The sequence below is a fragment of the Methylobacterium sp. Leaf85 genome, assembly GCF_001422125.1.
GTDB classification, from domain to species: Bacteria; Pseudomonadota; Alphaproteobacteria; order Rhizobiales; family Beijerinckiaceae; genus Methylobacterium; species Methylobacterium bullatum.
In genome coordinates this window covers 230474-244282 of sequence record NZ_LMME01000032.1, presented here as the reverse complement: position 1 = coordinate 244282, position 13809 = coordinate 230474, and the positions used below count along the sequence as shown (strand labels likewise).

At 64.2% G+C, this 13809-nt stretch carries 10 protein-coding genes and 1 pseudogene; 5 read left to right on the top strand and 6 right to left on the bottom strand.

All coding sequences use genetic code 11. The features are described 5' to 3' along the window. The first annotated feature begins 138 nt into the window (after nucleotides 1-138). Nucleotides 139-1287: a sensor histidine kinase gene (locus ASF08_RS18990; protein WP_056148540.1), complete on the top strand. Its 1149-nt coding sequence runs from the start codon at nucleotides 139-141 to the stop codon at nucleotides 1285-1287. 131 nt (nucleotides 1288-1418) lie between these two features. Here ASF08_RS18990 and ASF08_RS18985 read toward each other — a convergent pair whose 3' ends face one another. The 4 genes and pseudogenes from ASF08_RS18985 to oxlT all read right to left on the bottom strand — a co-directional run. Next, nucleotides 1419-2954, bottom strand: coding sequence for an acyl--CoA ligase (locus ASF08_RS18985; protein ID WP_056148537.1), 1536 nt, complete (start codon nucleotides 2952-2954; stop codon nucleotides 1419-1421). A 117-nt stretch (nucleotides 2955-3071) separates the two neighbouring features. Continuing rightward, nucleotides 3072-4082 (bottom strand): ketopantoate reductase family protein, encoded by a 1011-nt coding sequence (locus ASF08_RS18980; RefSeq protein WP_056148533.1) that lies wholly within the window; start codon nucleotides 4080-4082, stop codon nucleotides 3072-3074. A 48-nt stretch (nucleotides 4083-4130) separates the two neighbouring features. Next, nucleotides 4131-4907 carry a fumarylacetoacetate hydrolase family protein gene (locus ASF08_RS18975; RefSeq protein WP_056148523.1) on the bottom strand — a complete coding sequence of 259 codons (777 nt, stop codon included), beginning with the start codon at nucleotides 4905-4907 and terminating at the stop codon, nucleotides 4131-4133. Nucleotides 4908-4934: 27 nt separating this feature from the next. Further along, nucleotides 4935-6048, bottom strand: a pseudogene (gene oxlT, locus ASF08_RS18970) (oxalate/formate MFS antiporter); the annotation flags it as partial. Nucleotides 6049-6774: 726 nt separating this feature from the next. Between oxlT and ASF08_RS18965 the strand changes: the two are divergent. The 4 genes from ASF08_RS18965 (at nucleotide 6775) to ASF08_RS25410 (ending at nucleotide 10056) form a co-directional block, all read left to right on the top strand. Next, complete coding sequence (locus ASF08_RS18965; protein WP_056148520.1) at nucleotides 6775-7197, top strand: CBS domain-containing protein; 423 nt, start codon at nucleotides 6775-6777, stop codon at nucleotides 7195-7197. A gap of 446 nt (nucleotides 7198-7643) precedes the next feature. Then, nucleotides 7644-7799, top strand: a complete 156-nt coding sequence (locus ASF08_RS25930) for a hypothetical protein (RefSeq protein ID WP_244474580.1) — start codon at nucleotides 7644-7646, stop codon at nucleotides 7797-7799. 74 nt (nucleotides 7800-7873) lie between these two features. Further along, entirely contained in the window at nucleotides 7874-9700 is a 1827-nt protein-coding gene (locus ASF08_RS18955; protein WP_056148516.1) for a hypothetical protein, read from the top strand. A gap of 194 nt (nucleotides 9701-9894) precedes the next feature. Then, complete coding sequence (locus tag ASF08_RS25410; RefSeq protein ID WP_018044761.1) at nucleotides 9895-10056, top strand: hypothetical protein; 162 nt, start codon at nucleotides 9895-9897, stop codon at nucleotides 10054-10056. Between the two features lie 132 nt (nucleotides 10057-10188). On the opposite strand, the gene frc is transcribed toward ASF08_RS25410, so the two are convergent. Both frc and oxc read right to left on the bottom strand, forming a co-directional pair. Next, on the bottom strand, nucleotides 10189-11463 hold the full coding sequence (gene frc / locus ASF08_RS18950) for a formyl-CoA transferase (protein WP_056148513.1): 1275 nt from the start codon (nucleotides 11461-11463) through the stop codon (nucleotides 10189-10191). A gap of 91 nt (nucleotides 11464-11554) precedes the next feature. Next, nucleotides 11555-13294 (bottom strand): oxalyl-CoA decarboxylase, encoded by a 1740-nt coding sequence (gene oxc / locus ASF08_RS18945; protein ID WP_056148510.1) that lies wholly within the window; start codon nucleotides 13292-13294, stop codon nucleotides 11555-11557. Between the last annotated feature and the right edge of the window lie 515 nt (nucleotides 13295-13809).

Here is a 13809-nt window from a genome sequence, read left to right as displayed (position 1 = left end):
GCGTCGCCGCCGATCCGGTCCGCCCCGTGCCGTCCTCAGGCACGTTGCGCTCGTCACCCTTGCATCCGGCCTCCCGGCACCGCACAGACGCAGACGGCGTCCTTCTCATCTATCCAGCCGGTCGCAGGACCATTTTCCATGACCGACGTCTCACCCGCCCTGGCCTTGCGTCTGCGTCAGCAGGCCCTGCTCTCGGATTTCGGCGTCGAGGCCCTGCGTGCCACCGAGCTGCTGCCCCTGCTGCATCGTGCCGTAGAACTCTGCGCGGAAGGCATGAAGGCTCAGTTCTGCAAGGCGCTGGAATATTCCAGAGAGCAGGACTGCCTGCTGATCTGCGCCGGTGTGGGCTGGAAGGACGATGTCGTCGGCAAGGCCATCATAGGGGCCGATCTCGCGTCCCCGGCGGGCTTTGCCCTCAAGACCGGCCAGCCGGTGATCTCCAATCACCTTCAGGTGGAGACCCGGTTTCGCACGCCGCAGATCATGGCCGACCACGGCATCAAGCGGGCCATCAACGTGCTCATCGCCAACCGCGACGGGCATTACGGCGTGCTCGAAGTGGACGACACCCGCGAGGGCAAGTTCGAGGAGGCGGACATTGCCTTCATGCAGGGCTTCGCCAATCTCCTCGGCGGCGCCATCGAGCGTCAGCGCGGCGAGGCGCGGCTGAAGGCGGCGCTGGAACGGCAGGACCTCCTCTCCCGCGAGATGAGCCACCGGGTCAAGAACAGCCTCGCGGTGGTCGCCGGGTTCCTGGCCCTCCAGGCTCGCGGCTCTGACGACGAGAAGGTGAGGGAGGCCCTGGTCGATGCGCGCACCCGCGTCGAGGCCGTGGCCGCGGTCCACGATCAGCTCTGGCGCCAGCCGACCCTCGGTGCCATCGATGTCTCGGGCTTCCTGGAAGCGCTCTGCGGCAAGCTTCAGGAAAGCGCCCGGCGCAACGTCATTCGCTGCGAGGCGGTCCGTCTCGACATTCCGGCCGATCTCGCGATTCCGCTCGGGCTCTTCGTCAACGAGCTCGTCACCAACGCGATCAAATACGCCTATCCCGACGGCGAGGGTGAAATCCGGGTCACCGCCCGTCCGCATGAGGAGGGGGGCCTCGTCATCGGCGTCGCCGACGATGGCGCAGGCCTGCCGGACGGGTTCGACCCGACCCAGGCCCGGAGTACGAGCCTCGGCATGCGCATCATCAACAATCTCGGCCGCCAGCTCGGCGGCCCGCTCACCGTGGCGCCCGACGTGAAGGGCGCGCATTTCTCGCTGAGGATGCTCCTGCCCTCATAGCGGAACGCGAACGACGCCCGTCCACTCGAAGCGCCGTTACGATCGATGGAAACGGGCCATGTGAGGCAAGGCCGTCCCCGGATCTGCTTCCGAGGACGTCTTTCCCAGTGCGGGCGCGAATGCCCCCGCTGTCACGCCAGTCCGAGTTTCTGGGCGAGGCCGATGCGCTGGAGCTTGCCGGTGGCGCCCTTCGGGATCTCCTCGAGGAAGATGATCTTGGCCGGCACCTTGAAGGGTGCGAGGCGCTCCGAGGCGAAGCCGCGCAGCTCCTTCTCCGACAGGGCGTCGTGGCCCTCGCGCAGGACGATGGCCGCCACCACGTCCTCGCCGAGCTTGTCGTGCGGCATCGCGAAGGTGATGCACTGGGACACGGCCGGGTGATCCATCAGGATTTCGTCCACCTCGCGCGGGGAGATCTTCTCGCCGCCGCGGTTGATGATCTCCTTCAGGCGCCCGGTGATCGAAAGGTAGCCCTCCGGGGTCAGCGTGCCCTGGTCGCCGGTGCGGAACCAGCCCTGCTTGGTGAAGGCTTCGGCATTGGCCTTCTCGTTGTTCTCGTAACCGGTCATCACGTTGTCGCCGCGGATCACGATCTCGCCGGTCTCGCCGGCGGGCAGGGGCTCGCCGTCATGGTCGACGATGGCGATCTCGGGGCCGGCGGCGAGGCCCACCGAGCCGGCGTAATGCGGCCGGGGCGGCAGCGGGTTCGAGGCCATCTGATGGGCGGCCTCGGTCATGCCGTAGGCTTCCAGCAGCGGCGCGCCGAACACCTCCTCGATCTCCTTCATCACCTGCGGCGGCATGGAGGAGGAGGACGAGCGGATGAAGCGCAGCGGGTTGGCGGCGATGACCTCCTTGTTGCGGGCGGCGCGGCCCAGGATCGCCTGGTGCATGGTCGGCACCGCCGTGTACCAGGTCGGGCGGACCTCCCCCATCCAGCCGAAGAACTTCAGGGCGTTGAAGCCCGGCGTGCAGCAGACCTGCCCGCCCGCCGAGAGCGGCGCCAGAATGCCGGCGATCAGGCCGTGGATGTGGAACAGCGGCATGATGTTGAGCCCGCGATCCTCGTCCGTGAAGGCGAGGGTGGTGCGGATGTTGCGGGCCGAGGCGCAGACGTTCGACTGTTTCAGCGGGACGATCTTCGGACGCGACGTGGTGCCCGACGTGTGGAGCACGAGGCCGATATCGTCGGGATGGGCCGGGCCGGAATTGGCGGCCGGCGTCACGGTTCCGGCGGGGAAGGCGAGGGTGAAGCTGCCCGCGCCCTGCTCGGGCGTCGGGGTCAGGCGCACCACCGGCACCCCGAGCTTCTCGGCCACCGCCACCGCCGGGCTCTGCGAGCCTTCCGCCGCCACCAGCAGCTTGGCGTTGAGATCGGTCAGGTAGAATTCGAACTCGTCGGCCTTGTAGGCGGGGTTCAGCGGCGCCGAGGTGGTGCCCGCCGCGATGGCGATGAAGGCGGCGGCCATTTCCGGGCCGTTGTCGAGCACGATGGCGACCCGGTCGCCACGGCCGATACCCTGCGCGTTGAGGGAAGCGATGGTGCTCTCCGTGAGCGCCCGCAGGGTCCCGAAGGTCAGGGGAACGCCGCCGGGGCTCGACAGGGCGGTGGCCTCGTCGGCGCCCGCCTGGATCAGGGCGTGCAGGGTGGTTGCGGTCTCGGCCATGGTAGCTGTGTCCTCATCGTCAGTTGCCTTCGGGGAGGAGAAGGCGGTCCGCCGCATGGGGAGCGGCACATGTTCATGCGGATCGGCGGTCGCGGGCGACCGCCGGGGAAACGGTGGTCAGGCCGTCGCGATGGACAGGCGCCCCTGCGCCCGTTCGAGGCTCTGGGACAGCAGCCGCATCAGGGCATAGACGGTGCCGATATGCGGGGTCGGGGTGTCGGTGAGGCGACCGAGTTCGATGATCGAGCCGACGAGGGCTTCGAGTTCGATCGGCCGCCCGGCCTCCACGTCCTGTAGCATCGAGGTCTTGTGCGCGCCGACCTTCTCGGCCCCGGCGATGCGCCGCTCGATCCCGAGCTTGAAGGTGATGCCGAGCTTGTTCGCGATGGTCTCCGCCTCGCGCATCATGTCGGCGGCGAGCGCCCGCGTCTCCGGGAACTGGCAGATATCCACCAGGGTGGCGTGCGCGAGCGCCGAGATCGGGTTGAAGCTGAGATTGCCCCAGAGCTTGAGCCAGATCTCCGCGCGGATGTCGCTGGTGACGGGTGCACGGAAACCTGCCTTGATGAGGAGCTGAGCCAGGGCCTGGACCCGCGGGCTCATGCTGCCGTCGAGTTCGCCGAGACCGAAACGGTGGCCCTCGATCACCTGGACCACGCCGGGTTCGGTGAGAACGGCCGCCGGATAGACCACCGAGCCGATCACATGCTTCGGGTCCAGATACTCCGCGATGAGCCGGCCCGGATCGGCGGTTTCCAGGTGCGTCCCGGCGAGTTCGCCGCCATGGCCACCCGAAAAATACCACCACGGGATGCCGTTCTGCATGGTCACGACGATGGTGTCGGGGCCGATGAGGTGGTGCAGGTCGGCCGCGATCGGCCCGACCTGATGCGCCTTCACGGTGAGGAGCACCACGTCGTGGACGCCGGCCTCCTCCATGGACTTGGTGGCCGTGAGGTTCTTCACGTGGATCTCGGAGCCGTTCTCCTCGATCAGGCGCATGCCGTTGGAGCGGATGGCATCGAGATTGGCCCCGCGTGCGATGAAGGTGACGTCCTCGCCGATATTCGCGAGGCGAACCCCCAGAAATCCGCCGATGGCGCCTGCGCCGACGATCGCGATGCTCATGCTGGTATCCTCATTGTCCGGATGTCGTGTCGGTCTGGTCTGTACGGCTCAGGAGAAGCGGTTCGACAGGATTCCGATCCCCTCGATCTCCACCTCGACGGTGGCGCCTTTCGGGATCGGGCCGGAACCGTTGGAGGTGCCGCAGGCGATGACGTCGCCGGGCTCCAGCGTCATGCCCCGCGAGATCATGGCGACGATCTCGTGCGGGCGGAAGATCATGTCCGAGAGGGGATAGGTCTGGCGCTCGCGCCCGTTCACCCGCACCTTCACCGAGAGCGCCTCGGGGTCGAGATCGGTGGCGATGGCCGGGCCGAAGGGACCGAACCCGTCCAGTCCCTTGGAGCGCGTCCATTGGGCGAAGCTCGGATCGGCCTTCAAGATTTCCAGCGCGGTCACGTCGTTGACGCAGGTGTAACCGAAGATGTGGCCGGCCGCCTCCTCCGGTGTGAGGTCGCGCGCGCTTCGGCCCGCCACCTTGCCGATGACGATGCCGAGCTCGCCCTCGAACAGGATACGACCGGCGCAATCCGGCACCGCGATCTCGGCGCCGCTCGGGCGATAGGTATTGGCCGGCTTCAAGAGGAACAGCGGGGCGACGGGCGGGGTCAGCCCCTGCTTCTCGGCCATGGCGGAGAAGTTGTTCCACAGCGCGATGACCTTGCTCGGCCGGCAGGGCAGGTCGAGGACCACCTCGGCGAGGGGCAGGATCTCTCCCGTCGCCCGGGGCGCGTCGAACAGGTCGCCCTCGTGGACAGTGACCTGCTCTCCGTCGAGGCGGCCGAAACCGGCGCGTCCGTCGTGGGTGTATCCGATCCAGCGGGCCATGGTTCAGATGCTCCGGGCAACGATATTTGTGGCCTGCTGGAGGTAGTTGGCCACGGGCACGAGAAGCGCGGCGGTGCCCTTGGCGGTGTAGAGCAGGCCGGCATTGGTGGCGGCGAACTTGGTGCCGAAGGTGTCGGTGCAGGTGGAGGGGAAGAGGGAGTAGATCTCGCCCCAGGCGAAGAACACGAACCCTGAGAGCAGGACGAACCACAGGGGATCGTGGCCCCAGAGGTAGAGCATGTAGATGCCGAAGCCTTCCATGGCGAAGGCGATGAACATGGTGTTCTCGCGGCCGATCTTGTCGGAGACCCATCCGAAGAAGGGGCGGGTCAGGCCGTTGAGGACGCGGTCGATGGTGGCCGCGAAGGTGATGGCCACCATGGTGATGCCCATGATGGTGACSGGCACCTTGTCGACGCCGATRTCGGAGGCGATGGGCTTGAGGTTGGCGGTGATCATCAGGCCGCCGGCGCCGACGATGACGAACATGAAGTACATGAGCCAGAAGATCGGCTGGCGGGCGACTTCGCCGGGGGTGTAGTTGCGCCGGGTCTGGATGATGTTGGCGTTGGCSACGACCTCCGGSACCTGGCCCTTCTTGGGCGAGGTGAAGAAGAAGGCGAGCGCGCAGACGACGAGGCCCTGGCCGATGCCGAAGTTGAAGAAGGCGGCCTGGAAGCCRTGGTCGGCGATCATCCACTGGATCGGGGCGACGGTCAGGGCGGAGCCGGCGCCGAAGCCGGCGGCGATGATGCCGGCGGCSAGCCCGCGCTTGTCGGGGAACCACTTCAGGGCCGAGCCGACGCAGGTGCCGTAGACGGCGCCGGCGCCGATGCCGGCCACGACCTGGCCGAGATAGAACATGTTGAGCGAGGCGGCGTAGGAGTTGATGACCCAGCCGATGCCGCAGAGCGCGCCGCCGAACAGCACGACCACGCGCGGGCCGTACTTGTCCACGAACCAGCCCTCGATCGGGACCAGCCAGGTCTCGAACAGCACGAACAGGGTGAAGGCCCACTGGATCGCCGCCCGGTCGAAGCCGAACTTCTTCTGGATGTCGGGGACGAAGAACGTCCAGCCGTATTGCAGGTTGGCGATCATCACCATGCAGATCACGCCGATCACCAGCTGACCCCAGCGCNGAACTTCTTCTGGATGTCGGGGACGAAGAACGTCCAGCCGTATTGCAGGTTGGCGATCATCACCATGCAGATCACGCCGATCACCAGCTGACCCCAGCGGTATCCATCGGATACTCGCCCGGTCGTTGTTTCCGCCCTCGTCATCGCGTCCTCCACGTTGTTCTATTGTGCATCATTCGAGGCATTGGAGCCGGTTGACCGGCATCCGATCCAAAAGAAAGCCGGCCATTGGCGCTGCCGACATTCTGGTATGTGGAATACCAGCCTCTCTCGGACGTGTCGGCTCGTCAAGAGCGAGATACAGAAAAATCGATTCCGCAACGCAGCAAACAGGGATTATTTTCAAGATGTCATCAAATCGAACAAAGTTCGATGTGAGCCATGCAATAGAAACAACACTAATGGTCGAACACCAATTCGCCATGCTCGTTCGTGCATATTACGTTACACGCGAACGGAAACCGCCCGGATCTCAAATCGGAGACAGGCAGACACGTCATTAGCTGGAAACGACGATCCGTGCGGTGGGTCCGTCCGTACGCCTAGATCCTGCCCCTGGGGATTCCCCACGCCACGGTCATCAGGCGACACCCATCGGTGGAATCGAGGGTGGCGCTCTTCCCGGTCCAGGCACCGGCACCATAGTTCTATTTCTTTCATTGACAATAGGTATTCTGCATACCAGAGTCTTCCTCCAACAAGCGATCCCTGAGGGAGGCGACGCCATGGAAGCCAGCCAGTGGACCGGCAATGGCGCGGCCCGACTCCAGTATATCCGCATGGATCGGTCGGCGAGGGACGCATTGCGGTTGCTGCGCAGTCCTGGGGTCGAGGCCCTCGTCGTGATCGACGGTGATCGTCCGACAGATGGAGCCATCATCGGGATCGTCACCGAGCGTGAGATCTTCCGCGCCATGGCGGCGCGCGGTCTCGAAGCGCTGGACAACCTCGTTTGGATGCTGGCGAAAGAGGATTTCACCTCCGTCGACGTCGGAATGTCCCGTGCCGACAGGCTGAAGCAGTTCTGCGCCCACAAAACCGATCATCTCGCGGTGACGGATGGTTTCGTCCTCACAGAGGTCCAGAGCATCTGGAACTGCGTCGATGAGATGTCCGCAGGCGGTGGACCGGCCGAGGCCGGAGCATGAACGCGTATTCAGTGCCGGGATCGTAACCAACCCACAATTGTAGCCCCTGGTGCCGCAGACTAGGTTATGCGCAATCGATCTTCGCATTGTAGTATTGCAGCGCAAAACAAACGTATCGCAACCGCAGGACAAGATATCCTGCGCATGATCATTGACCCACACCCGTTTTGCATTCAAAATTTATCCAAGGTGCCCAGGCATTTCGGCCTTCGAACGAGGCGCGATTCAGACTGGGTATCGAGGCAGGGAGACGCTACGGGATCGTGCCGGTCGGCAACAGACCGGCCCTGCGCATCTCGTGGACAACAGGGTTAGCAGCGATGCGTTACTTGGCCATTCTTGAATGTCCCGTCATCTTCGGTGGTGAATCTCCCAATGGGATGACCAGCATGGACATGTGTCCCTCGGCTGGCATCACACGCGGTCTTATCAGCCGACATGTTAAAGTGATCGATTCCAGGGTCATCGCCGTCTGTATCTGGCAGAGCGAGTTCTGCGCCAAGCTGTTCTTCGACGCGGATTGGTACGAGAAGGCGGGAGTCCTCTGGGGGGACCGCTATCAGCTGCGTCTCGAGGCCATTGACGAGGCAGCTGTCGCGTAAGTTCAGGCGAGCTGGATTTCTTGACGACGACGCCCGACCGCCAGCGAAGGTGCTGAATCTCGGAGCGGTCGGTCATGTCCATCCCGGAGAGCAGAATCGCGGATCTGGCTGAGCCAAGGTCACGGGAAGAAGACGGCCCTTGGAATCCGGGTCTCGAATCGAACCTGCCCAGGGCGTTCCTCGCCCTGGAGACGATCTACCGGCCCGACAATGTCGAGACCACCCTCGCGGACGCTCGCGAGATGATGGACGTTAGCGGGCTTCCGCTGATGCAACTGGTCCGGTTCCGGGCAGAGCGCCTCGTCGTCCACGAAGTTCTCATCCGTGTCATGGCCGACCTGTCGGTTCCGGTCGGCCGGACCTATGGCGATCTCGGAGTGAATTTCCGCGCCATGGTCGGCACCATCCTGCGCGACGGAATCGCGTCCCATGAGGATGAGATCTCCGACCTGCTCGACCGCGTTCGAAGCGATGCGACGCAGATCCTCGAGCGGGAACTCTCCGCGATGTTCCTGTCGAAAGGTCCAGAGAAACCGGTCAGGACACGGGCATCCTTGTGGCAGACGATCCTCGGCTCGTCCGGACATGCAGGGTGCCGGGGAGTAACTCTCACACCGGAGCAGTCTGCACTCCTGCATCTCGACGCATGGCAAGCCCGATGTGCGGCAGCGCCTGAACCCATCGAGGCGGCGACCTGCACGGCATTGCGTCAGGTGGTGACGAGTATCATCAGCCGGCGCGGTTTCCTTATCCGCGACAAGGCGCTTCTCTCACGTCTCGCCTGCACGCTCGTTTCGAACCAGCATGGCAGCACGCGGATCGGACAGCTGATCGAGCCATGGGTTCGCGATGTCGTCGCCAGCCAAAGCTACCATGTGTTGAAGGCCCAGATCCGGCCGGTAGTCATGAACGTCAAGGGTGCCTCGGCATCGGGCAAGAGCACGATCCGGCCCTATCAGCGGGCGCTTGCCGGGCGACTCGGGCTCGATGAATCGGATTTCGCGGTGATCACGCCCGACGTCTGGCGCAAGTTCCTGCTCGATTACGAAAGCCTCGGCCCGGCCCGGCGCTATGCCGGGACCCTGACAGGGCGAGAGGTCGAGATCATCGATCGCAAGCTCGACCGGCATATGGCGGTGAAGGCCGCCGAAGGCCGCATCTCGCATCTCCTCATCGACCGCTTTCGTTTCGACAGCTTCACCGTCGATGCCGGCGCCGAGAGCGGCAGCCAGCTCCTCACCCGCTTCGGTCACAGCGTCTACATGCAGTTCATGATCACGCCGCCGGAGGCGACGGTGGAGCGGGCTTGGAAGCGCGGCGAGCAGTTCGGCCGCTACAAGGCGGTGGAGGATCTGCTCGCCCACAATGTCGAAGCCTATACCGGCATGCCGCGCCTGTTTTTCACCTGGGCGCTGAGAACGGACAAGCAGGTCCATTTCGAGTTCCTCGACAACAGCGTGCCGGAGGGTGAGCGGCCGAGAACGGTTGCCTTCGGCATCAACGGCGCGATGACAATCCTCGACCTGAAACTTATTTTCGACATCGATAGGTACCGCAAGATCGATGTCTCCGCGCGGTCGGCCGACGAGGTCTATGCCGCCGCCGGCTCGATGGAAGCTCAACAGAACATGAGCTTCCTGCGCGACTGCGTTCGCCGGATGACGACGATCCGATTCGCCGATCACGGAACGGGGCGGGTCTATGCGCGGCTCGAAAGCAGCCGCCTGTCCCATCTCTCCGCGGACGCCGTCTCACGCGCGGCCGAGGACCCTGACCTGCACGCGGCCTTGGCCCTTATGGGCGTAGCGGACCAGTGTCCGGCCATCGCGGAACCAGGAGAATGGCTTCGACCGGAGGACACCCACACGCTGGGCCGATGGGGCGACGCGGCCAGGTCCTGACTGTCGGCCGGCGAATGCCTCTCAGTCCCGGGATCACATGAGAAAGTGCCTTTCGCGGATGCGCCCGACGCCGGCTCCCGGCTGCAACCAACTTCCGCATGCGTCTGAGACATGCCTGGTCGAAGGAATGTGATATATCAGCTTGCGCTGCACCATGGCATCACGATGTTGCAACGCGCCATCGGGAGCCCACTATGCTCGTCACTATCTTCGCCGCCGTTCTCTGCATGATCGCTCTTCAGGTCGTTCTCGTGGTGAAAGCCGCCGATCTCCTGTCGGTGCGCCCCGACAAGACCGGTTCCGAGAGCCGCGGTTACGTGGGCGGTTCGGCCGGACGCTTCACCGGCATTGCCTGATCGACTGCCCCTGAACGAAAGAGCGCGGCATCGGACCCGAGGCCTACACCGCGCTGAGTCGGGAGGAGTTTCACGTCGTGCACGCGAGCCGGGATGTTGAGACAATCGGCTCGCGCTTCGTTCAGGAGCGGATCATTCGGCGGCGATCCTCTGGACTGCGCCGATCGCCCCTGATTCCGAGATCTTGAGCCGATCGTTCTCGGAATAGCCGAGGACGTCGCGCAGGATCTCGTCGGTATGCTCGCCCAGCAGGGGCGAGCGCTTGACCTCGACCTGACTCGCCGAAAGTCGGATCGGGTTTCCCACGGTCAAGTATTTCCCGCGCTCCGGATGGTCGACCTCGACCACGGTGCCGGATTTTCGCAGCGACTCGTCCTCCGCGATCTCCTTCATCGAAAGGATTGGGCCGCAGGGGACGTGCAGCGCGTTGAGCGTTTCCATCGCCTCGAACTTGGTCTTCGACATCGTCCAGGCTTCGACCCGCGTGAAGATTTCGTTCAGATGCGGCAGGCGCGCTTTCGGTGTCGCGTAATCGGGATGCGTCTTCCAGGTCGGCTCGCCGATGACGTCGCAGATCGGCTCCCAGACCGCGCCTTGCGCGATGAAATAGATGTAGGCGTTGGGATCGGTCTCCCAGCCCTTGCACTTCAGGATGCGACCCGGCTGGCCGCCACCGGAATCGTTACCCGCGCGCGGCACGGAATCGCCGAAACCGATGCCCTCCCCGTACTGGCTGTATTCCTCGAGCGGCCCGCGCTCCAGCCGCTGCTGGTCGCGCAGCTTGACCCGGCAGAGGTTGAGGACGCCATCCTGCATGGCGCAATCGACCTTCTGTCCAAGGCCTGAATGGGTCCGTTGGTAGAGCGCCGTGACGATGCCGAGGGCCAGATGAAGGCCGGTGCCGGAATCTCCTATCTGAGCGCCGGACACCATCGGGATATCCGTGCGGAACCCCGTGGTGGAGGCGGCACCTCCCACGCATTGGGCGACGTTCTCGTAGACCTTGCAATTCTCGTAGGCGCCCGGTCCGAACCCCTTCACCGAGGCGAGGATCATGCGCGGGTTGGCTTCATGAATCGCCTCCCAGGTCAGGCCCATCCGGGCGAGAGCGCCCGGCGCGAAGTTCTCTACGAGAACGTCGCACTCCTTCACCAGACGCCACATCACCTCGATCCCCTTGGGGTTCTTGGTGTCGAGGGTGATCGACCGCTTGTTGTGGTTCAGCATCGTGAAATAGAGGCTGTCCACATCGGGAATGTCCTGAAGCTGCTGGCGTGTCGCGTCGCCAACGCCCGGACGCTCGACCTTGATCACGTCCGCGCCGAACCAGGCCAGGAGCTGGGTACAGGTCGGGCCGGATTGGACATGGGTGAAGTCGAGGATCTTCACGCCTTCGAGGGCATTCATAGGACTCTTCCGCGTTGAAGGGCGTTCGGCGGATATGGGCGCCGGCCGCTCCTGCATCGCTGACGCGGGAGCGGCCGGACGGACCGACGGCCTACTTCTTCTTTTTCACTGCGCTTTGCGGGTTGAGGCTGCCGATATTGCCGCTCTCGGTGCCGGCCTGGGGGTCGATCACTGCGTTGATGAGCGTCGGGCGACCCGAATCCATGGCTGCGTTGACGGCCTGGGAGAGCTCGTCCGGCGTCGTCGCGTTGGCGCCCACGCCGCCGAAGGCCTCCATCATTTTATCGTAACGGGAATCCCGGACGAAGACCGTCGTTCCCGGATCGCGGCCGGTCGGGTCCGTATCGGTGCCGCGATAGATGCCGTTGTTGTTGAACACGACGATGCAGACCGGCAGGTTGTAACGGCAGATGGTCTCCACCTCCATGCCGGAGAAGCCGAAGGCGCTGTCGCCCTCGACGGCGAGGACGGGCTTGCCCGTTTCCACGGCGGCGGCGATGGCGAAGCCCATGCCGATCCCCATGATGCCCCAGGTGCCGACATCGAGACGCTTGCGCGGCTGGTACATGTCGATGATGCCACGCGCCAGATCGAGGGTGTTGGCGCCCTCGTTGACCAGGATCGCGTCGGGCCGCTCGGCGATGATGGTCTTCAGTGCGCCGAGCGCGCCGTGGAAGTCCATCGGCGTCGAGTTCTTGCGCAGCTTCGACGCCATTTTGCCGAGGTTCTCCTCCTTCTTGGCGGAGATGGCATCGGTCCAGGATGTCGGCGGGGCCTGCCAGTCTCCCTTCATGCCGTCGAGGAGCGCTGAGACGCAGGAGCCGATATCACCGACGATGGGGGCCACGATCTCGACATTGGAGTCCATCTCTTTCGGCTCGATGTCGATCTGGATGAACTTCTTGGAGCCGGGGGCGCCCCAGGTCTTGCCCTTGCCGTGCGAGAGCAGCCAGTTGAGGCGCGCGCCCAACAGCAGGACGACGTCGGCCTCCTTGAGGACGAGCGAACGGGCGGCACCCGCCGATTGCGGATGGGTGTCGGGCAGGAGGCCCTTGGCCATGCTCATGGGCACGTAGGGGATGCCACTGGTTTCCACGAGAGCCCGGACCTCGTCATCGGCCTGCGCATAAGCCGCGCCCTTGCCGAGAACGATGAGGGGGCGTTTGGCGCTCTTCAGGACATCGAGTGCGCGCTTGATCGCGGAGGGGGCCGGCAGCTGGGCCGGGGCCGCATCGATGACCTTGACCAGGGATTTGGCGCCGGCCTCGGCCTCCATAACCTGGGAGAAGAGCTTGGCGGGCAGGTCGAGATAGACACCGCCCGGGCGGCCGGACACCGCCGCGCGGATGGCACGGGCGACGGCGATGCCGATATCGGCGGCATGAAGCACGCGGAAGGCCGCTTTGCAGAGGGGCTTGGCGATGGCGAGCTGGTCCATCTCTTCGTAATCGCCCTGCTGCAGGTCGACGATCTCGCGCTCGGACGAGCCGGAGATGAGGATCATCGGGAAGCAATTGGTGGTTGCGTTGGCGAGCGCCGTCAGACCGTTGAGGAAGCCGGGGGCCGAAACCGTGAGGCAGATGCCGGGCTTCTTCGTGAGGAAGCCCGCGATGGCGGCCGCATTGCCGGCATGCTGCTCATGGCGGAAGGAGATGACACGCATGCCCGCAGCCTGGGCGAGACGACCGAGATCGGTGATCGGAATACCGGGAACACCGTAGATCGTATGAATATCGTTGAGCTTCAACGCATCGATGACGAGATGAAAGCCATCGGTGAGCTCAGGCTCCGCCGATACGTCGACATCGATTCTCTGGGCCAAAGCGGACATCGTGTTCTCTCCCTGGTTCTTTGCTGTTTTGTTATGATTTGTGACCCGCTGGGCAGGCGAGCCGATGAGGTGACGTCCCCATCGTGGGGCGGCGGGGGCGTCCACGGCCGCACGTCTCGGCGAACCCGTATTTTTCTTAAGTCAGACCGAAAAAATTATGACCTCCTCAAGCAAACAGCTCATGCTTATCTTGAAGACCGTCCGTAAACCTCCCGACCGAAGGGCTACGGAACGTAATGCGTTATAATGCGTGTCCCTACGTCGACAGCGTGCTGTGATGCCACCGCCAATCCGCCGAAGCCTCATCACGACCGCGCTCAGGCCGCGTTACAGTCGGATAACCCTCCGCATCTCTCGACAATTGGTGGCATACCAAATACCAACTGTCAAACGGTTTTGCATGATCTTGCCGGTTTGGTCGGGCTTCAGCGAATGCGCGGCACTGAAACGAACGAGACGATGGCGAGTGCGGCATCGACGCGGCTCCAACGACCGAATGCATGTCCTCCGGATTG